At 68.2% G+C, this 25885-nt stretch carries 16 protein-coding genes; 10 read left to right on the forward strand and 6 right to left on the reverse strand.

Features of this window, described 5'->3' with window-relative positions:
• The first annotated feature begins 11 nt into the window (after positions 1-11).
• The 4 genes from GW587_RS29500 (at position 12) to GW587_RS29520 (ending at position 8131) form a co-directional block, all read left to right on the forward strand.
• Complete coding sequence (locus GW587_RS29500) at positions 12-4256, forward strand: response regulator (protein WP_229259719.1); 4245 nt, start codon at positions 12-14, stop codon at positions 4254-4256.
• Positions 4253-5362: a response regulator gene (locus GW587_RS29510; protein WP_166108481.1), complete on the forward strand. Its 1110-nt coding sequence runs from the start codon at positions 4253-4255 to the stop codon at positions 5360-5362. The genes GW587_RS29500 and GW587_RS29510 overlap by 4 nt, the downstream gene beginning before the upstream one ends.
• Before the next feature lie 79 nt (positions 5363-5441).
• The gene (locus tag GW587_RS29515) at positions 5442-7667 is read left to right on the forward strand and encodes an ATP-binding protein (protein WP_166108482.1); all 2226 of its coding nucleotides are present in this window, start codon (positions 5442-5444) and stop codon (positions 7665-7667) included.
• A gap of 8 nt (positions 7668-7675) precedes the next feature.
• Positions 7676-8131 carry a response regulator gene (locus GW587_RS29520; RefSeq protein WP_166108483.1) on the forward strand — a complete coding sequence of 152 codons (456 nt, stop codon included), beginning with the start codon at positions 7676-7678 and terminating at the stop codon, positions 8129-8131.
• Here GW587_RS29520 and GW587_RS29525 read toward each other — a convergent pair.
• Positions 8118-9737 (reverse strand): response regulator, encoded by a 1620-nt coding sequence (locus GW587_RS29525; protein ID WP_166108484.1) that lies wholly within the window; start codon positions 9735-9737, stop codon positions 8118-8120. The genes GW587_RS29520 and GW587_RS29525 overlap by 14 nt on opposite strands.
• A gap of 141 nt (positions 9738-9878) precedes the next feature.
• On the opposite strand from GW587_RS29525, the gene GW587_RS29530 reads away from it, so the two are divergent.
• A complete protein-coding gene (locus tag GW587_RS29530; RefSeq protein WP_308495410.1) occupies positions 9879-10463 on the forward strand; it encodes a biliverdin-producing heme oxygenase in 585 nt (194 codons plus the stop codon).
• Here GW587_RS29530 and GW587_RS29535 read toward each other — a convergent pair.
• From GW587_RS29535 to GW587_RS29545, 3 genes are all read right to left on the reverse strand, one after another.
• On the reverse strand, positions 10426-11547 hold the full coding sequence (locus tag GW587_RS29535) for a branched-chain amino acid ABC transporter substrate-binding protein (RefSeq protein WP_166108486.1): 1122 nt from the start codon (positions 11545-11547) through the stop codon (positions 10426-10428). The genes GW587_RS29530 and GW587_RS29535 overlap by 38 nt on opposite strands.
• 103 nt (positions 11548-11650) lie before the next feature.
• Positions 11651-12448, reverse strand: a complete 798-nt coding sequence (locus GW587_RS29540; RefSeq protein WP_166108487.1) for a substrate-binding periplasmic protein — start codon at positions 12446-12448, stop codon at positions 11651-11653.
• Positions 12449-12593: 145 nt separating this feature from the next.
• Positions 12594-14969 (reverse strand): hypothetical protein, encoded by a 2376-nt coding sequence (locus GW587_RS29545; RefSeq protein WP_166108488.1) that lies wholly within the window; start codon positions 14967-14969, stop codon positions 12594-12596.
• A gap of 169 nt (positions 14970-15138) precedes the next feature.
• On the opposite strand from GW587_RS29545, the gene GW587_RS29550 reads away from it, so the two are divergent.
• The 5 genes from GW587_RS29550 (at position 15139) to GW587_RS29570 (ending at position 22320) form a co-directional block, all read left to right on the forward strand.
• Positions 15139-15492: a hypothetical protein gene (locus GW587_RS29550; protein ID WP_166108489.1), complete on the forward strand. Its 354-nt coding sequence runs from the start codon at positions 15139-15141 to the stop codon at positions 15490-15492.
• Positions 15493-15569: 77 nt separating this feature from the next.
• On the forward strand, positions 15570-17990 hold the full coding sequence (locus tag GW587_RS29555; protein ID WP_166108490.1) for a catalase: 2421 nt from the start codon (positions 15570-15572) through the stop codon (positions 17988-17990).
• Between the two features lie 207 nt (positions 17991-18197).
• Positions 18198-19727, forward strand: a complete 1530-nt coding sequence (locus GW587_RS29560; protein ID WP_229259720.1) for an MFS transporter — start codon at positions 18198-18200, stop codon at positions 19725-19727.
• Between the two features lie 5 nt (positions 19728-19732).
• Positions 19733-20941, forward strand: coding sequence for an HlyD family secretion protein (locus GW587_RS29565; RefSeq protein WP_166108492.1), 1209 nt, complete (start codon positions 19733-19735; stop codon positions 20939-20941).
• A complete protein-coding gene (locus GW587_RS29570) occupies positions 20938-22320 on the forward strand; it encodes an efflux transporter outer membrane subunit (protein ID WP_166108493.1) in 1383 nt (460 codons plus the stop codon). Before GW587_RS29565 ends, GW587_RS29570 begins: the two co-directional genes overlap by 4 nt.
• On the opposite strand, the gene GW587_RS29575 is transcribed toward GW587_RS29570, so the two are convergent.
• Positions 22317-22775 carry an AraC family transcriptional regulator gene (locus GW587_RS29575; RefSeq protein WP_166108494.1) on the reverse strand — a complete coding sequence of 153 codons (459 nt, stop codon included), beginning with the start codon at positions 22773-22775 and terminating at the stop codon, positions 22317-22319. The genes GW587_RS29570 and GW587_RS29575 overlap by 4 nt on opposite strands.
• The gene (locus GW587_RS29580; RefSeq protein ID WP_166108495.1) at positions 22747-25881 is read right to left on the reverse strand and encodes an efflux RND transporter permease subunit; all 3135 of its coding nucleotides are present in this window, start codon (positions 25879-25881) and stop codon (positions 22747-22749) included. Before GW587_RS29580 ends, GW587_RS29575 begins: the two co-directional genes overlap by 29 nt.
• Positions 25882-25885: the final 4 nt, after the last annotated feature.

Here is a 25885-nt window from a genome sequence, read left to right on the forward strand (position 1 = left end):
TCCCAGGCGCCATGAACCCACACTCCGATGGATCGACCACGCAGCCGGCGCCACGCCAGCGTCGCCTGTTCAGCAAGCAGAATCTGCGCTGGACCGCGCTGGCGCTGACGGTCGCGGTGGCGGCGGTGCTGGTGCAGCGGCAGGTGGTGTTCCAGCAGCACGCGCGCGACCTGAAGGCCAGCGCCGACGACATCACGCGCCAGATTCAGATCGACAGCACCGACGGCCGCGTCATGGGCGGCGCCATCCTGATGGGATTGGTGGAGGACAGCGTCAAGCTGCTGCTGACCGGCGAGCTGGCGCCGGACGCCTATCGCTTGCACGTGGACTTCGCCGCCGTGCTGGATCAATACTCGGCCGACAGCGTGTTCGTGCTGGCCGGCGACGGCACCACCGCCGCCTATCTGAACAAGGAGGGCAAGGCGGTCGGCATCGGCCGCAACCTGCGCTACCGGCCGTACAGCCGGCGCGCGCTGGCCGGCGAGGCCAACGTGTATCCGGCCATCGGCAGCAATTCGCACGAGCGCGGGCTGTATTTCGCCGCGCCCATCTACAGCGGCAATTCGCGCGACACGCCGATCGCCGGCGTCTACACGATCAAGATGCCGGCGGCGGAGATCGACCGCATCCTGGCGCGCACCAAGGATCCGGTGCTGCTGTTGTCGCCGGACGGCGTGGTGTTCGCGACCAACCGCAACGAGTGGCTGTTCACCATGGACGGCCAGCTGGCGCCGGTGCGCCGCGCGCAGCTGGAGAAGGACAAGCAGTTCGGCGAATTGTTCGAGGGCCAGGGGCCGTTGCCGCTGCCGTTCCCACTGGGCACGCGCGACCACACCCGCATCCAGGGCCGCGCGTTCGCGCTGCAGTCCACCGAGCTGACCTGGCCGGACGACGGCGGCAAGTGGCGGGTGGTGGCGCTGCAGGACAAGGCCGAGTGGCTGCCGCTGTGGAACCAGCTGGCGCTGGGCGTCGCCTGCATGCTGGCGGTGTGGCTGCTGGCGACGGTGGTGACCGGCCGCGCGCGCGCCGCCGAGAACACGCGCCGGCTGCGTTTCGAGAACGAGCGGCGCATGCGCGAGATCACCAATAATCTGCCGGTGGCGGTGTACCAATTCCAGATGGATGCGAGCGGGCAGCCGCGCTTCCGTTTCATGAGTCCCGCGATCACCGCCATCACCGGCCTGCAGGCCAGCGATGTGCTGGACGACGGGGCGATGCTGTTCGCGCTGCTCGATCCGGACGGCCGCGCCGGGCTGCTGGCGCAGATCTCCGACAGCGCGCGCCAGCATTGGGCGATCCATCAGCGGGTGGAGTTCGGGGCGCAGGGCTTGGTGGCGTCGCGCTGGGTCGACATCCATTGCACCTGCGTGCATCAGCATGCGGACGACGAGGTGTGGAACGGTTATCTGGCCGATGTCACGGCCGAGCATACGGCGGCGCAGGCGCTGAACGCGGCCAAGCAGACGGCGGAGGATGCGACGCGCAGCAAGTCGCTGTTCCTGGCGAACATGAGCCATGAGATCCGCACGCCGATGAACGCGATCATCGGCATGAGCCATCTGGCGCTGAAGACCGGGCTGACGCCGCGCCAGCACGACTATGTGCAGAAGATACAGCGCGCCGGCCAGCATCTGCTGGGGATCATCAACGATATCCTGGACTTTTCCAAGATCGAGGCCGACAAGCTGCAGGTCGACAATCAGCCGTTCGAGCTGGATCAGCTGCTGGAGAACCTGGCGACGCTGATCGGCGACAAGGTCAACGCCAAGGGGCTGGAGCTGGTGTTCGATGTGGCGCCGGATGTGCCGACGTCGCTGGTGGGCGATGCGCTGCGCTTGGGGCAGATCCTGATCAATTACGCCAACAACGCGGTCAAGTTCACCGAGAGCGGGGAGGTGGCGGTGACGGTGCGGGTGTGCAGCACGCCGTCCGACGCGCGCCGCGTGCTGCTGCATTTCGCGGTGCGCGATACCGGCATCGGCTTGAGCGAGGAGCAGATGCGGCAGCTGTTCCAGAGCTTCCAGCAGGCCGACGCGTCGACCACGCGCAAATACGGCGGCACCGGCCTGGGGTTGGCGATCTCCAAGAAGCTGGCGCAGTTGATGGGCGGCGAGGTCGGGGTGGAGAGTGTGGTCGGCAAGGGTTCGACCTTCTGGTTCACCGCGCATCTGGAGGTCGGGCAGGGGGCGCGGCCGGCGTTGCTGCCGTCGCCGGATCTGCGCGGCCGGCGCTTGATGGTGGTGGACGATAACGACAGCGCGCGCGTCGTGATCGCGGATTTGTTGCGCAGCATGCGGTTCGAGGTCGGCATGGCGTCGTCGGGCGAGCAGGCGATCGCGATGATACGCGATGCGGCGGCGGCCGGGGCGCCGGTCGAGGCGGTGCTGCTGGACTGGCGGATGCCGGGCATGGACGGGATCGAGACGGCGGCCGGGATCCATGCGCTGGGGCTGGAGCCGTCGCCGCGCTTGATGATGGTGACCGCTTATGGCCGCGAGGAGGTGATGCAGCAGGCGCGCGGCGCGGGCATCGAGGATTTGCTGGTCAAGCCGGTCAATGCGTCGGTGTTGCTGAATACCTTGATACGGTTGCTGGGCGGGGTGGCGGACGATAGCTTGTTGCCGCGCGCGGCGGCGGTCAGCACGCTGGATGCGCTGGCGACCATTCATGGGGCGCGGGTGTTGCTGGCCGAGGACAATGAGCTGAACCAGCAGGTGGCGGCGGAGTTGTTGGCCGATGCGGGCATGGTGGTGGATATCGCCAACAACGGCGCGGAGGCGGTGGCGATGGCGCAGCGGGCGCCGTACGATATCGTGTTGATGGATATGCAGATGCCGGAGATGGACGGGGTGGAGGCGACGCGGGCGTTGCGTGCGGTCGCGTCGCTGGATGCGTTGCCGGTGGTGGCGATGACCGCCAATGCGATGCAGGCGGATCGGGATTTGTGCATGCAGGCGGGGATGGTGGACTTCGTGACCAAGCCGATCGAGCCGGACGATCTGTGGCGCGCATTACTGCGCTGGATCCCGGCGCGCCACCCCGCGCAGCAACAAATCGCCACGCTGGCCGGCGCGGGCCCCGCAGCAGCAATCGCCACCAATGCCACCGGCGCCACCAACGCCACCACTCGCGCCGCCAACGCCACCGACGCCACCGGCGCCGCCAACGCCGCCAACGCCACCGACGCCGCCAACGCCGCCGCCGCCAACGCCGCTGATGCCCGCGACGCCGCCAACGCCGCCAACGCCGCCAACGCCACCGACGCCGCCAACGCCGCCGCCGCCAACGCCGCTGATGCCCGCGACGCCGCCAACGCCGCCGACGCCGTCAACGCCGCCCGTGTCCGCGACGCCGCCCGCGACGCCGCCGACGCCCGCGACGCTGGCGACGCTGGCGGCGACGCGGCGGGCGCGGACGCGGCCACTCGCACTGGCAATGCCGCCATCGCCGCCGTCGCGGGCACGATCGTTCGCGCCACCGATGCCGGCGCGGCGGGCGGCGCTGGCGTCGTCGCTGCTGCTGGTGGCTCGCTGGCTGCCGGCGTAGCTCCCGCCGCCGGCGCCGCCACCGCCGCCGCCGCCGCCGCCGGTGCCGCCGGTGCCGACGTCGACGCCGCCGATGCGGACGAGTTCCCGCAAGCGATCCCCGGCCTCGACATGGTGGCCGGGCTGCGTCGCGTGTTGGGCAAGCGGCCGCGCTATGTGGCGATGCTGCGCGGCTTCGTCGCCAACCAGGGCGACGCGGCGCTGCAGATCGAAGCTCTGCTCGCCGCCGGCGACCGCGCCGGCGCCGAACGCGGCGCGCATACGCTCAAGGGCCTGGCCGGCAACATCGGCGCCGGCGCGCTGCAATTCCTGGCCGGCGAACTGGAACACGCACTGTCCCCGCCCACCGTCGGCGACACCAGCCCCGCCACATTGACGGCCCAACTCGCACCGCAGCTGAAGCAACTGCAAGCCGCATTGGCCACCCAAGTGTCCGCGATCACCGCCGCCCTGCCGGCCGAAGCCGCGCTGGCCGTGGTCGACGTCGACCCCGAACAACGCGACAGCGTGGTGCGCGAACTGGCCGCCCTGCTGGCCGACGACGACGCCCGCGCCGAACGCGTCCTGACGGAACATGGCGCGCTGCTCTCCGCAGCGTTCCCGCAACACTATCGCAAGCTGGAGCAAGCCGTCGGCGACTTCGACATGGAACAAGCCCTCGCCATCCTCACCAGCGCCACCGAAATCCCATCCAACGAGCCAGCACAATGAACGAAGCCACACGAAAACCCGTGATCCTGGTGGTCGACGACACCCCGGAAAACCTGCACCTGATGAGCGACCTGCTGTCGGATCTGTACACCGTCAAGGTCGCCCCCAACGGCGCCCGCGCGCTGAAGATCGCCCACGGCGACAAGGCCCCGGACCTGATCCTGCTCGACGTCATGATGCCCGAGATGGACGGCTACGAAGTCTGCCGCCAACTGAAGGCCGACCCCACCACGGTCGACATCCCGGTGATCTTCCTGACCGCGAAAGCCGAAGTGGAAGACGAACAGCACGGCTTCGATCTCGGCGCGGTCGATTACATCGCCAAGCCGATCAGCCCACCGATCGTGCTGGCGCGCGTGCACACCCACCTGACGCTGAAAGCCTCGGCCGACTTCCTGCGCGATAAAAACGCCTTCCTCGAACACGAGATCGAACGCCGCACCGACGAAGTGCGCGCGCTGCAGGACGTCACCATCCTGACCATGGCCTCGCTGGCCGAAACCCGCGACAACGACACCGGCAACCACATCCTGCGCACCCAGTACTACGTCAAGGTGCTGGCCGAGCACCTGCAAGACCACCCGCGCTTCGCCGCCACGCTGACGCCGCGCTATGTCGAACTGCTGTTCAAGTCCGCGCCGCTGCACGACATCGGCAAGGTCGGCATCCCCGACCGCATCCTGCTCAAGCCCGGCCGGCTCGACTTCGACGAATTCGAAATCATGAAGACCCACACCACGCTGGGCCGCGACGCCATCGTGGTGGCCGAGCAGCGGCTGGGCGTCAGCGTGCCCTTCCTCGACACCGCCAAGGAAATCAGCTACTCGCACCAGGAAAAATGGGACGGCAGCGGCTACCCCGAAGGCCTGGCCGGCGAGGCGATCCCGCTGTCGGCGCGGCTGATGGCGGTGGCCGACGTCTACGACGCCCTGATCTGCCGCCGCGTCTACAAGGCCGCCAAGACCCACCAGGAAGCGGTCGACATCATGGCCGAGGGACGCGGCAGCCACTTCGACCCGGACGTCTACGACGCCTTCATGCGGCTGCAACCGGAGTTCCAGGCCATCGCCGCCCGCTACGCCGACAAGGACGACGCAGCGCATTGATTTGTGCGGCATAAACTCCGGGTAATTGGTAGCATACGGTTTTCCCAATCCCGGGCGCTATAGACGCGTCCCTACCACCATGCCACAGGCCAGCCTAGCCGACGACATAGCGACCTGCGACCGCGAGCCGATCCGCACGCCCGGCAGCATCCAGCCGCACGGCTTCCTGCTGGCGCTGAACGCCGGCCTGGACGTGGTCCAGGTCAGCGACAACCTGGCCGGCTTCACCGGCATCCAGCCGGCGCAGGCGCTGGGCCGGCCGCTGGCCGACATCATCGGCGAGGCCGCCGCCGGCGCGCTGACGCCGGGTCTGCGCGGCGGCCAGCTGCGCGAGCGCCCGGCCTACATCGCCGGCGTCAGTCTGGAAGGCGAGGTCTTCGACGTGCTGGCCCACGCCTACGACGCACTGCTGATCCTGGAGTTCGAGCCGGCGCGCGGCCGCGCCGCCGACGTGCAGCAGCTGTATCCACTGGTCGGCGATTTCCTCAACAAGATCAGCGACGCCGATGCGATCGAGGAACTGAGCCGGCTGGCCGCCGCCGAGATCCGCGCGCTGACCGGCTTCGGCCGGGTGCTGGTGTACAGCTTCGACCAGGACGGCCACGGCACCGTGCTGGCCGAATGCCTGGCCGAAGGCTACGACAGCTATCTCGGCCAGCGCTTCCCCGCCAGCGACATCCCGAGCCAGGCGCGCGAGCTGTATGTGGCCAACCGCATCCGCCTGATCCAGGACGCCGGCTACACCCCGGCACGGCTGGTGCCGGCCGAAAATCCGCTGAGCGGCAAGGCCAACGACCTGTCGTTCGCCGCGCTGCGCAGCGTCTCGCCGGTGCACCTGCAATACATGCGCAACATGGGCACGCTGGCGTCGATGTCGGTGTCGCTGATCGTCAAGGGCCAGCTGTGGGGATTGATCTCTTGCCACGACGCCGCGCCGCGCATGGTCGGCTTCCACCAGCGCACCGTGTGCGAACAGCTGGGCCAGATCCTGTCGCTGCACGTCAAGAACCGCGCCGACGCCGACGAACTGCAATTCCGCCTCGAAGTGCGGCGCGTGATGGTCGGCCTGCTGGGCGGGCTGACGCAGGGCGCCGACTTCATCGAAAACCTGCGCAGCGTGCTGCCCGAGCTGCTGCGCTTCGCCCGCGCCGGCGGCGTCGCCATCGTGGTCGACGAACGCCTGATCACTTTCGGCGACACGCCGGGCGACCAGCAGATCCGCGCCCTGGTGGACTGGCTCAGCGCCAACGCCCACGACGACTTGTTCCACAGTGCGCACCTGAGCGAACGCTATGCGCCGGCGGCGGATTTCACCGCGTCGGCCAGCGGCTTGATGGCGATGCCGATCTCGCGCATCCACCAGCATTACCTGCTGTGGTTCCGTCCCGAGCATGTATACAGCATCGACTGGGCCGGCCGCCCGGACGGCAAGCAGCAGCAAGCCGCGCAGCTGACGCCGCGCACCAGCTTCAACATCTGGCGCGAGACCATCCACGGCACCAGCGCGCCGTGGCACGAGGGCGAGCTGGAACTGGCGCTGGAGTTCCGCACCGCCTTGCTCGGCATCGCGCTGGAACGCGCCGAACAGATGGCCGACCTGGCCGAGGAGCTGGGCCGCGCCAACAAGGAGCTGGAGGCGTTCTCGTATTCGGTGTCGCACGACCTGCGCGCGCCGCTGCGCCACATCGTCGGCTTCTCCGACCTGTTGATGGAGACCGCCGGCGGCGACAACCCGGAGCGGCGCCAGCGCTTCCTGGCCAACATCAAGGACTCGGCGCGGCTGGCCGGCAAGCTGGTGGACGACCTGCTGAGTTTTTCGCAGATGGGCCGCGCGGCGCTGCGGCCGCGCCGCATCGGCATGGACGACCTGGTGCGCGGCTGCATCGACAAGCTCGGCCCCGACCTGGCCGCGCGCCACGTCGAGTGGCGCGTCGCGTCGCTGCCCGAGGTGATCGCCGATCCGGCCTTCCTGCAGCTGGCGCTGTACAACCTGTTGTCGAACGCGGTCAAGTTCACCAGCCAGAACGATCCGGCGGTGATCCGCATCGACAGCGAACGGCTGCCCGGCGAGACCGCCTTCCATATCGCCGACAACGGCGTCGGCTTCAATATGGACTACGTGCACAAGCTGTTCGGCGTGTTCCAGCGGCTGCACCGCATGGAGGACTTCAACGGCACCGGCATCGGCCTGGCCAATGTGCGCCGCATCGTCGAGCGCCACGGCGGCCGCGTCTGGGCCAACTCGGTGCCGGGCGAAGGCGCCACCTTTTCGTTTACAATTCCCGATTCGATAGAAATTGCTTGAGGCGGTCCATGTTAAAGCCCATCCTGCTGGTGGAAGATAATCCCAATGACCTTGAACTGACGCTGATCGCGCTGGAGCGCAGCCAGTTGGCCAATGAAGTCGTGATCGTGCGCGACGGCGCCGACGCGCTCGACTACCTGCACGGGCGCGGCGCCTACGCCAGCCGCGAGCAGGGCAATCCGGCGGTGGTGCTGCTGGACCTGAAGCTGCCCAAAGTGGACGGGCTGGAAGTGCTGGCGGAGATCCGCGCCGAAGCGCAGTTGAAAAGCATGCCGGTGGTGATGCTGACGTCGTCGAAGGAAGAGCAGGACCTGATCCGCAGCTATGAACTGGGCGTCAACGCCTATGTGGTCAAGCCGGTCGACTTCAGCGAATTCGTGCGCGCCATCTCCGACCTGGGGATCTTCTGGGCGGTGCTCAACGAGCCGCCGCCGGGATCGCAGCGCTACATCAAGCCGCGCTAGTGGAACTGTGCTGCCGCAGCAGGTGGCGGATGCGCGCGCTCAGGGTCTCGGCGTTGTAAGGCTTCTGCAGTAGGTGCACCCCGGGCAGCAGCTTGCCGTCGTGCGACAGCACGCCTTCGGCGTAGCCGGAGGTGAACAGCACCTTGGCGTTCGGCTGCCGGCGCAACACCATCTCGCTCAATTCCAGGCTGCTGACGCGGCCCGGCATGATGACGTCGGTGAACAGCAGGTCGATCTCGGCGCCGCCGTCGATCAGGTCCATGGCCTGTCCGGCGTCGTCGCTGCTCAGCACCCGGTAGCCCAGCGTCGTCAGCAAGTCCACGGTGGCGGTGCGCACCGCTTCCTCGTCCTCCACCACCAGGATGGTCTCGACGCCGCCGATCAGCGCCGGCGTCGGTGTCGGCGCTTCCGCGATCGCCGCGTGCTCGCTGCGGCGCAGGAAGATCTGCACGCAGGTGCCGACGCCGACTTCGCTTTGCAGCGCGATCTCGCCGCCGGATTGCTTGACGAAGCCGTAGGCCATGCTCAGGCCCAGGCCCGTGCCCTGGCCGGTCGGCTTGGTGGTGAAGAAGGGTTCGAAGGCGCGCAGCACCACGTCCTCCGGCATGCCGCTGCCGGTGTCGGCGATTTCGATCAGGATGTAGTCGCAATCGCCTTCGCCGATGTGGCTCAGCTGCGGCGCGCCGGCGGCCAGGTTGCGGGCGCGGATGGTCAGCTTGCCTTCGCCCTGCATGGCGTCGCGGGCGTTGATGGCCAGGTTCAGGATCACGTTGTTCAAGCCGCCGGTGTCGACCTCGGTGTTCCACAGCTGGGGGGCGATGTCGGTGTCGACCACGGCGCGCGGGCCGAGCGCGCGGCGCAGCATGTCGTCCATGTCGGCCAGCACCGGGGTCAGGTCGACCACCGCGCTTTGCAGCGGCTGGCGGCGCGCGAACGCCAACAGGTGCGCCGCCAGCCGCGCGCCGCGGTCGACGCCGGCCAGCGCGTTCTCGATGCGCGCCTTGCCCTGCGGGCTGACGTTGCCGACCAGCCGCAGCAAGTGCAGGTTGCCGCTGATGATCTGCAGCACGTTGTTGAAGTCGTGCGCCACGCCGCCGGTCAGCTGGCCGATCGCCTCCATCTTCTGCGCCTGCTGCAGGGCGGCCTGGCTGACGCGCAGTTCCTCCTCGCGCTGGCGCAGTTCGCGAAAGGCGGCGTCGCGTTGCAGCAGCGTCAGATAGGCGGCGCTGTGATAGCGGATGCGCGCCTCCAGCTCGCGCGCCTCCGGCCATTTCACCAGATAGTCGTTGGCGCCCAGTGCGAAGGCCTGCGCCTTGATGTCGGCGTCGTCCTCGGACGACAGCAGCACGATCGGCACGTGCTCGGTGTCCGGCTGCGCGCGCAGCATGCGGATCACGTCGAAACCGTCGGCGCCGGGCATGCGCAGATCGACCAGCACCACGGTGGCGGCGCTGTCGCGGCACAGCGACACCGCCAGTTCGGCGCGGCGGTCGTAGCGCAGGCGGATGCCGGGCTGGCGCGTCATGTGGTAGCCGATCAGGTCCTCGGCCATCGCTTCGTCGTCGATCAGCAGCACGGAGCAGTTTTGGGATTGGGTCTCGTTCATAAGATATCGCTAGGTGTCTTGGACAAAATTCTACAGGAGCCTCATCATTCCGTAGCGCACGGATGCTCGCCGTGCGCGCGTTGCCGCACGGATGTGTAGAATCGACACACTTAGTGAGATATGGGAATTATTTTGGATGTCTTGACCGCCTTACGGCAAGCCACGGCGCAACGCCACGCCGAACTGGATAGCCGCACGCCGCTGGCGGCGGAGGCGCCGGACCTGCGTGCCTACCACGATCATCTGCGGCTGCTGGAGGCGTGGCTGGCGCCGATCCAGCAGTGGCTGGACCGGGATGGCGATCCGGCCGGAGGCGGGCCGCAGGCGACGCTGGCGCGGCGCGATTATCTCGGCTTGATCCGCGCCGACCTGGCGCATCCGGCGCTGGCCGGCATGCCGTCCCTTGTGAACGGGGCGGAGGTGCGCTGGCCGGACGACGGCGGCGCGGCCTACCGTTGGGGCGTGGCGTATGTGATCGAGGGATCGCAGCTGGGCGGCGCGGTGCTGTACAAGCGGCTGGCGCAGCGGCTGGCGCCGCATCCGCTGGGCTATCTGCGCGGCGAGGGTTCGCCCGGTCCGCGCTGGCAGCAGTTCCTAGCCGGCCTGCGCGGCGCGGTGAGCATGCCGGAGCAGATCGAGGACGCCTGCCGGGGCGCCCGGCAAGCGTTCGACTGCCTGATCACGCTGCTTAATAACTCGTCAGCGGAACCGGCTGGCCGGCCTTGAAGGTGAAGATGGTCACCGGCGATTGCTTCATGTCGCCGCGCGCGTCGAAGGCATAGTTGCCGGCCACGCCTTGATACGCGCCGGCGCTGATGACGGCCGCCACTTTCTGCGGATCGATCGAATTCGCTTTCTGCATCGCCTGCGCGTACAGCATGGTCGCGTCGTAGTAGGCTGCGGCGTAGACGTCGGCGTCCTGCTTGAAGCGGGCCTTGAACTTGGCCTTGAAGGCCGGGCCGCTGGACGCCTTCTCCAGGATGCCGCCGCCCTGCGAGCACAGCACATTGTCGCCGACCGCGTCGCCGCCCAGCTTGCCCATTTCGGCGGTGCAGATGGTGTCGCCGCCCAGCAGCTTGGCGGTGATGCCCAGCTGTTTCATCTGGCGCGCCATCGGCGCGGCCTGCGGCGCGTAGCCGCCGAAGAAGATCGCCTCGACCTTTTTGGTTTTCAGCTTGGTCAGGATGGAGGTGAAGTCGAACGCCTTGTCGTTGGTGAACTCGTGGCCGGCGACGGTCATGCCGGAGGCCTTGGCCTGCTTCTTGAATTCCTCGGCCACGCCCTGGCCGAAGGCGGTGCGGTCGTCGATCACGGCGACGTTCTTGAGCTTCAGCTCATTGGCGGCGTACAGCGCCATCTTGGAGCCCAGCTGCGAGTCGCTGGCGTTGACGCGGAACAGGCCCTTGTAGCCCTGCTGGGTGATCTTCGGATTGGTGGCGACGGTGGCCACCAGCGCGCCGGCGTCGTTGTAGGCGCGCGAGGCGGGGATCGCCACGCCCGAGTTGTACGGGCCGACCACGTATTTGACGCCGGCGTCGGCCAGCTTCTGGGCGGCGGCCATGCCGGCCTTCGGATCGCCCTGGTCGTCCTCGGACAGCAGTTCGAATTTCAGCTTCTTGCCGGCCACGGTGAGCGGCTTGGCGTTGAGCTCCTCCACCGCCAGGCGGGCGCCGTTTTCATTGTCCTTGCCGGAGAACGACTGGGCGCCGGACAGCGGGCCGCTGTGGCCGATCTTGACGACGGTATCCTGGGCCTGGGCGCCGGCGGCGGCCAGCAGCGCCAGGGCGGCGGCGGTGAGCTTCAATTTCATGCGGTCTCCTGATGACTTGAGTGGTGCAACGATGCGTGATTATCGCCAAAAACGCAGAATATTATCGTGCGAGTTGGGGCTTCAAACGCCCCCGGTTCAGAATTTAATTCGGCGGCCGCTGCTGGATGCGCGGCAGCGCGGCGTTGATGCGGTCGATGATGCCGTCGTCCTTGGCGCGGGCGATGGCGAAATACTGGCTGGTGTCGGTGTCGAGCGGCTTGGGCAGCACGCTGAAGCCGGCGTTGGCGGCGGCGCCGATGGCGCGCAGGCGCGGCGCCATGAAGGCGGCGAGGTCGGTCTCGATCTCGCGCGGCGTTTGCGCGCTGGGCTGGAACAGCAGCACGGCGTCGACGCGCTTGAGCATCAGCCGGGTCAGGCGGGTGCCGCGCGAGGAGATGTCCTCGTCGGTGCGGAACAGCTGCATGGCGCGGGCGCGGTCGAATTCCTCGCCGTAGCTGTAGCCGCGCACGATGCCGAGGGTCTTGCCGCGCAGGTCGTCCAGGGTGTTGAATTTGAAGGTGGCGTCGCTGCGGGTCACCAGCCAGAGTTTGCGGTGCGAGGCGGGTTCGGAGTAGCGCAGGGTGCGCAGGCGTTCGTCGGTTTTCGGCAGGCCGAAGATCAGGCCGGCGCCGTCGAGGGCGTAGCGTTCGGCGCGGACCCAGGGGTACATGTGGACCTCGAACACCACGTTCAGTTCGCGCTGCAGCGCGTCGATCAGTTGCAGCCGGGCGCCGTTGAGGGGGCGCGGCTTGCCTTGTTCATCGAGTTGGTCGCCGATCAGCAGCGGCACGGTCCTGGGGCCGGCGGCCGAGGCGGGCGGCGCGGCGGCGCCGAACAGCGTCAGGAGCAGCAGGATGGCCGGCAGGGTCCATGTTTTCAGTGGCGGCTGGGATGTGAACATGGGCCGATTATGGCGTACGGGGTCGGTTCCGGCAACAACGGGGTCAAGCGCAACAACGGGGTCAAGTCTGACATTCGTACACGGGCTCTACCGTAGCGACCGCTACGGTAGAGCCCGTGTACGAATGTCAGACTTGACCCCGTTGTTAGATGCCGCGTGCCCGGGTCGCGGCGCCGACGGCGGCCACACGCGGGATGCCGCTGGTCGTGGTCTGGGCGGCGCGGGCGTTGGCGCCCAGGATGGCGGGGTCGTTGATGTTGTAGGCGGCGATGGCGGCGGCCAGCGCGGGATTGGCGCGCAGTGGATCGGTCGGGGCGCGGGCCGCAGCCTGCGCGGCGGCGAGTTGGGCGGCGTTGGCTTGTTCGGCCGCGTTCTGTGCGGCGGTATTTTGCGCCACGGCCTGCTGGGCAGCAGTCTGCTCCGCGCCGGCTTGCTGCGCGGCCGAGGCCTGGACGGCGGCGTCCTGCACCGCCGTGGCCTGGGTCAGGGCCGACTGCTGTGCGGCGGTGGTCTGTTCTGCAATGGCGGTTTGCTGGGCGGCGGTGGACTGCTGCGCGGTCGCGGTTTGTTGCGCCGCAGCGACCTGTTGTGCGGTTGCGGCGCGTTGGGCGGTCACGGCTTGCTGGGCGGCGCCGGCTGCGGCTGCGGCTTGTTGGGTCGCGGCGGCGGCGGCGGCGTTTGCCGCGGCCAGATTGTTGGCGGTGGCCTGCGCCGCGCCGGCTTGTTGCGCGACGATGGCTGCGGCGGCGCTGGCCGCTTCCGGTGTGGCGGCGTTGGCCTGCGCGGCGCGCGCTTGCGCCACGGCGGCGTTGGCCGCAGCGTTCTGCGCCGACAGGGCGTCGACCGCGCTTTGCGCCGCCTGCGCTTGCGATGCCGCCGCGCTGGAGGCGGCGTTGGCGGCGGCCACGCTGGCCGCGACGTTCGGCGCCTGGCTGGCGTCGACCTGGTTGGCCGCAGCCGCTGCGGCGGCGTTCTGCGCGACCGCTGCCTGCGTCGCCGCTTGCGAGCCGGCCGCCGTGGCCGCGCTCAGCCCCGACGTCGACTGCTGCCGCGCCGCCTGCGCCGCCGCCGTGGCGCGCGCCGCGTCGGCGCTCGATTGAGCGCTCGTTTGTGCGGCCGCCTGGGTGGTGTCGGCGGCTGATTGCTCGACCGATTGCGCGGTCGTCAGCGTGGCGGCGCGGGCTGCATCGGCGCTCGCTTGCGTGGACGTTTGCGCCGCGCCGCTAGCCTGGCTTGCCAGCGCGGCTTGTGCTGCGGCGTCGGCTTGGGCTGCCTGCGCTGCCTGCGTCGTGGCGCCGGCCTGCACTGCTTGCGCGGCCTGCGTCGCCGCACCGACCTGCGCTGCTTGCGTGGCCTGCGTCGTGGCGTTGGCCTGCGCCGCTTGCGCGGCTTGCGTCGTGGCGTTAGCCTGCGCCGCTTGCGTCGTGGCGCTGGCCTGTGCTGCTTGCGTGGCCGCGTTGGCTTGTGTGGTCGCTGCGTCGGCGGCGTTTGGCGTGTTCGGCGCGTTGGCGGCGTTCGTGGAGTTGAGCGGATTTTGCGGATTCGTCGGGTCGGCCGCGTCGGCGGCGCTGGCCGCGCTCAGCGGATTGAACGCGGCTTGCCTGTCGGCCGCATCGGCCGCATTGGCGCTGCGCGCCGCCTCGGCGTTTTGCGCGGCGATGACTTCGGCGGTGGACGCTTGCAGCGGATTGACGATCGGCGACGGCGTTTGCGGATTCAGCGTGGCGGCCGGCTGCTCCAGCGCCGCGCGCTGCGCCGCCAGCCGGTCGGCGCCGCTGGTCGGCAGCGGTAGCTGCACCAGGTTGTCGATCTCCGCCCGCGCCAGATCGAGCCGGGCGTTGGCGGCCAGGTCGGCCGGCGTCAACGCCGACTGCTGCGCGGCGCCGAAGCCCGGCAGTTGCGCGCTGCCGGCGGCGCTGAGCTGCTCGGCGAACTGCGTCGCCAGATCGTTGAAGGTGTCGAGCGTATTTTGCAGCGTCGACGTGGTGCGCTGGCCATCGGTGTTGAACGACGCCCGCAACACCTCATTGTCCAGCGACAGCCCGCCGGTCGCGTCGGACAGCAACGGCGGCTGCAAGGTCAGGCCGATCTGCGCCAGATTCTGCTGCTGCGACGCGGTGCTGGTGGCGCTCTGCTGCGTCAAGCTCTGCACCAAACTGTTGAGCAGCGAACCGCTCTGCGGCTGCGCCTGATTGAAATCGACCCCCGGCAACAGGTTGAACGCATTCACCACATTTTGCGTGGTCTCATTCAACGTTGCCGCACGGCGCGCCGCCTCCTGCGGATCGGCACCGTTGGCGATGGCCGCCTGCAACTGAGTTAGTTGCTGCTGCGATTGGGATACTGTCAGCAAGAAACTTGCAACCGGCGACAGGTCGATCTGCACCGACGCCGGCGCCGGCGCGTCCAGCGCCGAACCGACCGGCGTCACGGTCGCACTGTTGACCGGCGGCGTCTCGTTGATGGGCGTTACCAGTGGAATCTGCGGCGCCGACAGCGCGGTCGATGAGATGGGAAACATGCCGCTCTCCTGAACAGTAATTTGATGACTCCCAGCATCCTCCTGAATCGCTGGTCTGTCCGTGTGTCAATTCACATAGTGGTTCTTTGTTAGGTCCCGCACGGTCAAGCATGGTTGATGGGCCTATCGTAGTACTTGCAGTTCTTACAAACTTACGAGAGGAACCATCATGGAAAACAATATCGACAGCAAAATCAACGCCACCCGCGACGGCGTCACCCAAATCGGCAAAGACCTGCGCTCGGATGCGCACGCCACCATCGACAAAGTCGCCGATAAGATCCCACCGGCAACCGACCGCGCCGCCGCCGCCGCCCACACCGGCGTCGACAAAGTCGCCGACACGGTGGAAAGCACCTCGGACCGCCTGGCCGCACGCAGCAAGCAAGTGGCCGAAAGCTACACCAAGCTGGCCGAATCGGGCCGTAGCCATGTCCGCGCCAGCCCAGCCATCTCGGTGCTGATCGCAGCCGCCGCAGGCTATGGCCTGTCGAAGCTGCTGAGCTCGCGCAGCACGAAATAAAACACCCGCCAGCCCGACCGGCAGTGCTGCGAACGGCGGCGCTTCGGCGCGGGCGCCGTTCGACCCAAGGAAACTATATGACCTCTTCTAAGAAAACGCCGGCCTCCATCATGGGGGCCGGTTCCGTATTGAGCACCGTGGCCGGACCATCCACCGCGCCGCCACCGAACAGCCTGGGACAGGACACGCCGCCGCGCCAGGCGCTGTTGGACAAAGTCGCCTCGGGCCAGGCGCTGGCCAAGGGCATGTCGTACAACGCCAACAAGGCCGGCGAGCATGGCGACGCCGCGCGCACGCCGCAGCCGGGGCAGACCTGTCCGGTGCCGCATCCGTCGGCCACCGCCAGCACCGCCGCCGAAACCGTCGCCTCGCCGAAGGTCGGCGCCGGCGTGCCGCCGGTGGGCGTGTGCCCGGCCGGTGACCTGGACCGCGTCCGCGCCGACGGCGGCGGCCAGCGCCTGACCACCAACCAGGGCGTGCCGGTCGCCGACAACCAGAACTCGCTGAAGGTCGGCCTGCGCGGCCCGACCGCGCTTGAAGACTTCATCCTGCGCGAAAAGATCACCCACTTCGACCACGAACGCATCCCGGAACGCGTGGTGCACGCGCGCGGCTCGGCGGCGCACGGCTACTTCGAAAGCTACGACGACCTCAGCGACCTCACCCGCGCCGCGCCGTTCGCGGCGGCCGGCAAGCGCACTCCGGTGTTCGTGCGCTTCTCGACCGTGGCCGGCGAGCGCGGTTCGGCCGACACCGTGCGCGATGTGCGCGGCTTCGCCGTCAAGTTCTACACCGACGAAGGCAACTGGGATCTGGTCGGCAACAACATCCCGGTGTTCTTCATCCAGGACGCGATGAAATTCCCCGACCTGGTCCACGCCGTCAAGCCGGAGCCGAACAACGCCATCCCGCAGGCGTCCAGCGCGCACGACACCTTTTGGGACTTCGCCTCGCTGATGCCGGAATCGACCCACATGCTGATGTGGCAGATGTCGGACCGCGCCATCCCGCGCAGCTACCGCACCATGCAGGGCTTCGGCGTGCACACCTTCCGCCTGGTGAACGCCGAAGGCGTCGCGGTGTTCTGCAAATTCCACTGGAATCCGGTGGGCGGCACGCACTCGCTGGTCTGGGACGAGGCGGCCAAGATCACCGGCGCCGACGCCGACTTCCACCGCCGCGATTTGTGGGAAGCCATCGAGGCCGGCGCCTATCCGGAATGGGAACTGGCGCTGCAGATCTTCACCGAGGAACAGGCTGAGGAATTCCCATTCGACGTGCTGGATGCGACCAAGCTGATTCCCGAAGAGCTGGTGCCGCTGCGCGTGGTCGGCAAGATGACCTTGAACCGCAACCCGGACAACTTCTTCGCCGAGACCGAGCAGGTGGCCTTCTGCACCGCGCACATCGTGCCGGGCATCGACTTCAGCAACGATCCGCTGCTGCAAGGGCGCATCCACTCGTATCTGGATACGCAGATCAGCCGCCTGGGCGGGGTAAATTTCCACGAGATCCCGATCAACGCGCCGATCGCGCCGGTGCACAACAACCAGCGCGACGGCATGCACCGCCAGTCGATTCCGCGCGGCCGCGTGGCGTACGAGCCGAATTCGCTGGGTGGCGGCTGTCCGTTCCAGGCCGGCATGGCGGGCTTCACCACGGCGGCCAGTCGTTCGCCGCAGCCACCGGAAGACAAGGTGCGCGGCAAGCCTGAACTGTTCGCCGAACACTATGCGCAGGCGCGCCTGTTCTGGATCAGCCAGACCCCGGCCGAGCAGACCCACATCGTCAACGCCTTCCGCTTCGAATTGAGCCGGGTGCAGACGCAGGCCGTGCGCCAGCGCCTGGTGTCGATGCTGGCCAATGTCGATCCGATCCTGGCCGAAGGCGTGGCCGACGGCCTGGGCTTCGCCGTGCCGCCGGCGATGCCGCTGGCGACCGACGACCCGGCGCCGCATTACGAGCCGTCGCCCGCCTTGTCGCTGCTGTCGCGGCCGGGCAGCGTCGGCATCCAGACGCGCAAGGTGGCGATCCTGGCCGGACACGGCGTCGACGCGGTCAGCCTGAAGGCGGTGTACGCCGACCTGCTGGCGGCCGGCGCGGTGCCGCGCGTGGTGGCGCCGCAACTGGGCCAGCTGGCGGCGGCCGACGGCAGCCGGATCGACATCGAGATCTCGATCGAAGCCGGCCCGCCGGTGCTGTATGACGCGGTGATCGTGGCCGACGGCGACACCAGCGCGGCGATGCTGTCGCGCGACGCCGGCGCGCTCGACTTCATCCGCCAGCAGCACTTGCACTGCAAGCCTATCCTGGCCATCGGTTCGGGCAAGGAGCTGTTGCTCAAGGTCGGCCTGACCGGCGATCTGGAGGACGGCACGGCCGACGCGGCGCTGTGGATGGTGGACGCCGGCGCGGTCGATGCGGCGCTGGAGCAGTTCAAGGCGGCGCTGGCCGGCCATCGCGACTTCAAGCGCGAGACCGACGGCGTGGCGCTGTAATACCCGGGGGCGGCGCCACGCCGCCCCTGTCCTTTTGGCCAGCCCTAAAGTGTTCAAATCCGCCTTGCGGAGTGGTATGCTCGGTATACCATTTTTTTACGGGACTGGTTGAAGATGGACGTGTATGCCCCACAGGTTTGGCAGCCGCACGAGCGCCCGCTGTTGCCGGGCTCTCCGTCCAGCCCCATTCACACCTTCGAAAAGCGCATGGCCTTCCTGGTGGTCGGCTTCATCGTCGCCATCACCGGTGGCCTGGGCAACGCGCTGGTGTCGGTCAACCTGCCGTACCTGCAAGGATCGCTCGGCGTGTATTCGGCCGAGATCCAGTGGCTGCCGGCCGCCTACGTGATGGCCAACGTCTCGATGAACCTGCTGCTGGTCAAGTTCCGCCAGCAGTACGGGCTGCGCTTGTTCACCGAATTGTTCCTGGTGCTGTACGCGATCGCCACCGTGGCTCACCTGTTCGTGCACGGCCTGGCGTCGGCGATCGCGGTGCGCGCCGCGCACGGCATGAGCGGCGCGGCGCTGACCACGCTGGGACTGTACTACGTGCTGCAAGCGTTTCCGGCGCCGCACCGGCTCAAGGCGGTGGTGTTCGGCATCGGCTTCTCGCAGCTGGCGATCCCGATGGCGCGGCTGTTTTCGTCGGAGCTGATGGAGTTCGGCGAATGGCGCGGCCTGTACTTTTTCGAGCTGGGGCTGGCGCTGCTGTCGCTGGCCTGCGTGCTGTGGCTCAAGCTGCCGCCGGGCGACCGCATCAAGGCCTTCGAGAAAATGGACTTCCTCACCTTCGCGCTGTTCGCGCCGGGCGTGGCGCTGCTGTCGGCGGTGCTGGCGCTGGGCCGCACCGTGTGGTGGCTGGAATCGCGCTGGCTCGGCTACAGCCTGGCGGGGGCGATCGTGCTGATCACCGCCGCGCTGCTGGTCGAGCACAACCGCGCGCGGCCGCTGCTCAACACGCGCTGGCTCACCAACGCCAACATCGCGCGGCTGGCGATGTCGGTGCTGCTGATCCGCGTGGTGCAGTCGGAGGCCAGCGGTACCGTGGGCTTCCTGCAGGCGCTCGGCCTGCAGAACGACCAGATGATGGTGTTGTGGTGGGTGGTGATGGTCGGCGCCGTGGCCGGCATGACGGTCAGCGCGCTGACGATCACGCCGGCGCGCATCCCGGCGCAGCTGATGTTCTCGCTGGCGGTGATGGCGCTGGGCGCCTATCTGGATTCGGATTCGACCAACCTGACGCGGCCCGCCGACTTGTACCTCAGCCAGTTCCTGCTCGGCTTCGGCGGCGCCTTCTTCATCGGGCCGACGTTCGTGTCGGGCTTCGGCGCGGTGATCGCGGCGCCGAATAACCTGGTCAGCTTCTCGGTCATGTTCAGCATCACGCAGACGCTGGGCAGCCTGCTCGGCACGGCGCTGGTGGGCACCTTCCAGGTGGCGCGCGAGAAGTACCATTCCAGCATCCTGGTCGACAACCTGACCACGCTCAATCCGCAGGTGGCGGCGCGCATCCAGTCCGGCGGCTTGGGGAATCTGGCGGCGGCCGCCACGCGCGAAGCCAACATCCTCGCCTACAACGATGTGTTCCTGATGATTACCCTGGTGGCGCTGCTGACGCTGGCGTGGCTGCTGGCGCGTCACCTGTGGTCGATCTGCGTCACCTGCCAGCCCAAGCCCGCGCACAACGCGCAGACCGGTATGGCCAATGTCTCCCTCAACAATTCCGGATCGCGCTGACCCACATGTCTACCAATACTCCCGACGACAAGACCAACTCCGATAACCGTGTGGCGGCGGTGGCCGCCGCAGCCGCGGCGGCTGCCGTGGCGGCGTCCGCGCCCAGCGCGCCGGCGCCGGACCGGCGGGCGCAGATCATTTCGGCGATCACGTTTTCGGCGGTGGCGCTGGTCGGTGTGCTGATCGTGCTGTATGCGTGGCGGCTGCCGCCGTTCAGCAGCGCCATCGTCTCGACCGAGAACGCGCTGGTGCGCGGTCAGGTGACGCTGATCGGCACGCAGCTGCCGGGTTATGTGGTGGACGTCAAGGTGCAGGATTTCCAGCTGGTGCAAAAGGGCGAGTTGCTGGCGCTGATCGACGACCGCATCTACCAGCAGCGCTACGAACAGGCGCAGGCGCAATTGGCGTCGCAGAAGGCGGCGCTGGAGAACTGGGCGCAGGCGCGCGGCACGGCGGCGGCGGGGGTGCTGTTGAATCAGGCCGCGCTGGCCAACGCGCAGGCGCAGTCGGCCCGGTCGCAGGCGGATCTGCGGCGCGTCGATTCGCTGGCGGCGGATGGCTCGCTGTCCTTGCGCGAGCAGGATTCGTCGAAGGCGGCGCTGGCGCAGACGGCGGCGGCGGTGCAGCAGGCGCGCGCCAGTCTGGATATCGCGAAGCAGCAGGTGCAGTCGGTGACGGTCAACAAGCTGTCGCTGGAGGCGGCGGTGGCGAACGCCGAGGCGGCGCTGAAGGCGGCCAAGGTGGACCTGGACAACACGCGCATCACCGCGCCGGAGGATGGTCAGTTGGGACAGGTCACGGTGCGCAAGGGCGCTTACGTCAACACCGGGGCGCAGTTGATGGGATTGGTGCCGAAGCAGTTGTGGGTGATCGCCAATCTCAAGGAGACGCAGATGAACAATGTGCAGGTGGGGCAGAGCGCCACCTTCAGGGTCGACGCGCTGGACGGCGCGACGCTGACCGGGCAGGTGGAGCGGATCTCGCCGGCCACCGGGTCCGAGTTCAGCGTGCTGCCGGCCGATAACGCGACCGGCAACTACGTCAAGATCGCGCAGCGCATTCCGGTGCGGATCCGCATCGATCCGGGCCAGGCCAAGGCGCGGCGGCTGGCGCCGGGGATGTCGGTGATCGTCAGCATCGACACCTCGTCGGTGCTGGACGACGGCGGCCGCGCGCCTGCCACGCCGGCCACGGCGTCCGGAGCCAAGCCATGACATGCCGGACGGTGTTGACGCGCCTCGCGGCGGCGCTGGCGCTGGCCGGATGCGCCGCGACGGTGGCGCCGCCGCCCGCATCGACGGTGCAGACGCCGTCCGCCTGGCGCACCGCCACCGGCCCACACGGCGGGACGGTGGAAAAAGAATGGTGGACCACCTTCGGCGATCCCGCCCTGACGGCGCTGGTGGCCAAGGCATTGGAACACAACGGAGACCTGCGCATCGCCCGCGCCCGCGTCGCCCAATACCGCGCGCAGATCGACGCCACGGCGGCGGCGCAAAAGCCCAACGTGTTCGTCGACAGCGCCCCGACCCGCACGCGGCAACTGGCCTACAACGGCGTGCCGTACGTGACCAATGTCTATCAGGCCGAATTCCAGGCCAGCTACGAGATCGACGTCTGGGGCCGGCTGGCGGCGGCGACCGACGCCGCCGTCGCCACTTATCAGGCGGAACGCGCCAACGCCGACGCGGTGGCCTTGTCGATCGCCGCCACGGTGGCCTCGGGCTATCTGAACCTGCGCGGCCTGGACGCGCAACTGGAGCTGACTGAAGCCACGCTCAAGCTGCGCGAAGAATCGCGCGACCTGGCGAAGAAACAGTTCGACGTCGGCTACAGCTCGCGGCTGGAGTGGTTGCAGGCGCAGGCCGAATACCAGACCACGGCCGAGCAGGTGCCGCAGTTGAAGCGCTCGATCTTCGAGCAGGAGAACGCGCTGTCCATCCTCACCGGCGGCAATCCGGGCCCGGTCGCGCGCGGCGCCGAACTGGCGCAACTGGATCCGCCGCCGGTGCCGGCCGATCTGCCGTCGGAGCTGTTGCGGCGCCGGCCCGACATCGCGCGCGCGGAATTGAACCTGGTGGCGGTCGACGCCAACCTGCGGGCCACGCGCGACCAACTGCTGCCGTCATTCAAACTGACGGCGGTGGGTGGCATACAGAATCTGAAGCTGCATGACTTCCTGAACGCGCCGACGGCGTTATGGCGGCTGACGGCGGCGGTGACCGCGCCGGTCTACGAAGGCGGCCGGGTGCAGGCGCAGACCGACGCGGTGGCGGCGCAGCGCGACCAGATCATCTTCGCCTACGAGAGCGCGGTGCGCACGGCGTTCTCCGAGACCGACAACGGCATCGGCGCGATCTTCCGCTTGAAGGAACAGGCGGTGCAGAACGACGCGCGCCGCGCCACGGCGGCCGAGACGCTGCGCATCGCGCACAACCGCTACCGCAATGGCTACGCCTCGTATCTGGAGGAGCTGGACGCCCAACGCACGTTATACAACGCCGACGTCGGGCGCCTGCAACTGAAGACGCGCATCCTGGTCGCGTCGGTGGATCTGTACCGCGCCATGGGCGGTGGATGGACCGCGCCCTAGTTGACCGGGATGCAGAGCTCCGCTTCGAACACGCCGGTCTCCGGATCCATCGCGTAGTCGGCCGGATAGCGCTCGTAGCACAGCGCCGGACGGAAGATGCCGGCCTCCTGGATCTTGGCGAAGAACAGGCCCCAGGCGCCCGGCACCTGGTTGCCGGTGCCGCGGAACTTGGCCACCGCGTAGCGGCCCGCCGCGATCGTCGCTTCCTTGGCCGGCGCGACGATCGGGTACTCGGCCGACACTTCGACGCAGGCGTCGTATCGGCATTCGCTGGCCGGCGTCACGCTCGGGTCGTCCTGCGCCACGCCGTAGGTGGTCTTGCCCAGCAGGTTCCTGGACTTCTGCCACGGCGTGAACACTTCCTTCCAGAACTCGCCCACGGCCGGGCCGAACGGGCCCTTGTAGCGCAGGTAGGCGACGCGCACTTCAGGCAGTTCTTTTATTTCGTAATTCATGCGGTTCTCCTTGATCGTCAGATTTGGCCGGCGGCTGGCGGCGCAGCTTGCGCAGCAGGCGCGCCGGCAGGTGTTCCAGGTCGTCGATCAGCGTGAACACCGGCGGGATCACTAACAAGCTCAGAAGCGTCGAGGTGATCAGGCCGCCGATCACGGCGATCGCCATCGGCGAACGGAAGCTCGGGTCGGCGCCCCAGCCCAGCGCCAGCGGCATCATGCCGGCGCCCATGGCGATGGTGGTCATCAGGATCGGACGGCTACGCTTGTGGCAGGCGTCGACCAGCGCCTCGAAGCGGCCCATGCCCTGCTGGCGCGCCAGAATAGCATAATCGACCAGCAGGATCGAGTTCTTGGTGACGATCCCCATCAGCATGATCAGACCGATCATCGACGGCATCGACAGCGCCTGGCCGGTCACCAGCAGCGCCACGAAGGCGCCGCCCATCGACAGCGGCAGCGCCGCCAGAATCGTCACCGGCTGCATGAAGTCCTTGAACAGCAGCACCAGCACGCAGTAGATGCACAACACGCCGATCAGCATGGCGATGCCGAAGCTGGCGAACAGCGACGCCATCTCCTGGGTGTCGCCCAGTTCCGCGATCTTCACCGACGCCGGCAGGTTCTTCATCGTCGGCAGCGCGCGCGCTTCGTCGTTGACCTCACCCAGCGCGCGCTTGCCCAATTCGACTTCCAGCGTGACGTTGCGGCTGCGGTTCAGGCGATTGATCTGCGCCGGGCCGCTTTCCATGGTGATGGTGGCGACCGTCGCCAGCAGCACCGGGCCGTTCTTGCCCGGCACCGTCAGGCGGCCGATGGCCTCCAGGTCGGCGCGCACCGCGTCCGGCAGCTTGACGCGGATCGGCACCTGGCGTTCCGGCAGGTTCATCTTGGTCAGGTCGGTGTCGTAGTCGCCGGCGGTGGCGACGCGCACGGTCTGGCCGATCGCCGAGGCGGTGACGCCCAGGTCGGCCGCCTTGGCGAAGTCCGGCGTGACGATGATCTCCGGCCGCACCAGCGAGGCGCTGGAGCGCACGTTGCCGACGCCCTTGAGCGTACGCATTTCGCGCTCGACCTTTTGCGCGGTTTCCTTCAGCGCCACCGGATCTTCGGAGCGCAGCACCAGCTGCATCTTGACGCCGTTGTCGGCGGGGCCGACCTTGAAGCGGGCGCCGGGAATCGCGTCCAGCTTGTGGCGAATGTCGGCTTCGATATCGGCCATCGACTCCTTGCGGTCGGTGCGGTGCACCGTGGTCAGGGTCAGCACCGCGCTGCGCGCTTCGGCCGCCGCGCCGGGCGCGAAGGCGTCGCCGCTGGAGCCGCCGCCGATGGAGCTGAACACCGCCTTGATGCCTTTGACCTGCATCGCGGCCTGGCGCGCGCGCTCGGCGACCACGCTGGTTTCGGCCAGCGTCGAGCCGGGCGGCAGTTCCAGGTTGATCTGGGTTTGCGAGCGGTCCGCCGCCGGCACGAAGCCGGTCGGCAGCAGGCCCACCAGCATGATCGAGCAGACGAAGAACACGGCGGCGGCGCCGGCGGTGATCCAGCGGTGCGTCAGGCACCAGCGCATCAGCGCGATGTAGCGGGTCATGATCACGCCGTCTTTTTCTTCGCGGTGCACGGCCGGCTTGAGGATGTAGGCGGCCATCATCGGCGTCAGCAGACGGGCCACCACCAGCGACGCCAGCACCGCGATCACGGCGGTCCAGCCGAACTGCTTGAAGAACAGGCCGGGCACGCCGCCCATGAAGGCGGTCGGCAGGAACACCGCGACCAGCGCGAAGGTGGTGGCGATCACCGCCATGCCGATTTCGTCGGCCGCTTCCATCGCCGCCTCCATCGGAGTTTTACCCATGCGCAGGTGGCGCTCGATGTTTTCGATTTCGACGATGGCATCGTCCACCAGCACCCCGACCACCAGGGCCAGCGACAGCAGCGTGACGGTGTTGAGCGTGTAGCCGAACAGGTACAGGCCGAGGAAGGCCGGCATCACCGACAGCGGCAGCGCGGCGGCGGCGACCAGCGTGGCGCGCCAGTCGCGCAGGAACCAGAACACCACCAGCACCGCCAGCGCGGCGCCTTCGTACAGCAGCTCCATCGAGCCGGTGAAGTTTTCCTCGACCGGGAAGGCGTTGTCGATGACCTGGGCCAGCACCACTTTCTGGTTGGCCTGTTGCAGTTCCTCGATGGCGGCGCGGGCGCCCTTGGCGACCGCCACTTCGCTGGCGCCCTTGGTGCGGAAGATTTCAAAGCCGATCACCGGCTTGCCGTCCTGGAGCGCGACCGCGCGCGGTTCGGAAACGGTGTCGGAGACGGTGGCCACCTGGTCGAGACGCACGCGGCGTCCGTCGGTCAGCGGCAGGTCCATCGCCGCCAGTTCGGCCGCCGTGTGCACGGTGCCGATGGTGCGCACCGATTGCTCGGCGCCGCTGACGTCGCCGCGTCCACCCGGCGCTTCCTTTTGCACCAGCCGCAGCTGGCGCGAGACGTCCAGCGCGGAGACGCGCAGCGCCGCCATGCGGGCGTCGTCCAGTTCGACGCGGATCTCGCGATACACACCGCCGACGCGCTTGACCGCGCCGACGCCGGGCACCGCCAGCAGCCGCTTGGCGACGGTGTTGTCGACGAACCAGCTCAGTTCCTGGTTGTCCATCGGCTCGCCGTTGGTTTTCGCGGCGGCGGCGGTGAAGGTCAGGATCACGCGGCCGGCGGTCGAGGCCTTGGTCACGGTCGGGTCGCGCAGCTCGGCCGGCAGGTCGGCCTTGACCCGGGCCACCGCGTCGCGCACGTCGTTGACCGCGTCGGAGATGTTCTTCTCCAGGATGAATTCGACGGTGGTGGTCGAGACGCCGTCCAGCACCGTGGTGTAGATGTTCTTCACGCCTTGCAGCGTGGCCACCGAGTCTTCCAGCTTGCGCGACACCTCGGTCTCCAGCTGCGCCGGGGCGCTGCCGTCCAAGGTGGCGGTGATGGTGACGATCGGCAGTTCGATGTCCGGGAAGTCCTGCACCGGATTGGCCTTGTAGGCCATGAAGCCGGCCAGCGTCAGCAAGGCGAACAGCATGATCGCCGGGATCGGATTCTTGATCGATAGGGAGGAAAAGTTCATGGCG

The sequence above is a fragment of the Duganella aceris genome, assembly GCF_011090165.1.
GTDB lineage: Bacteria > Pseudomonadota > Gammaproteobacteria > Burkholderiales > Burkholderiaceae_D > Rugamonas > Rugamonas aceris.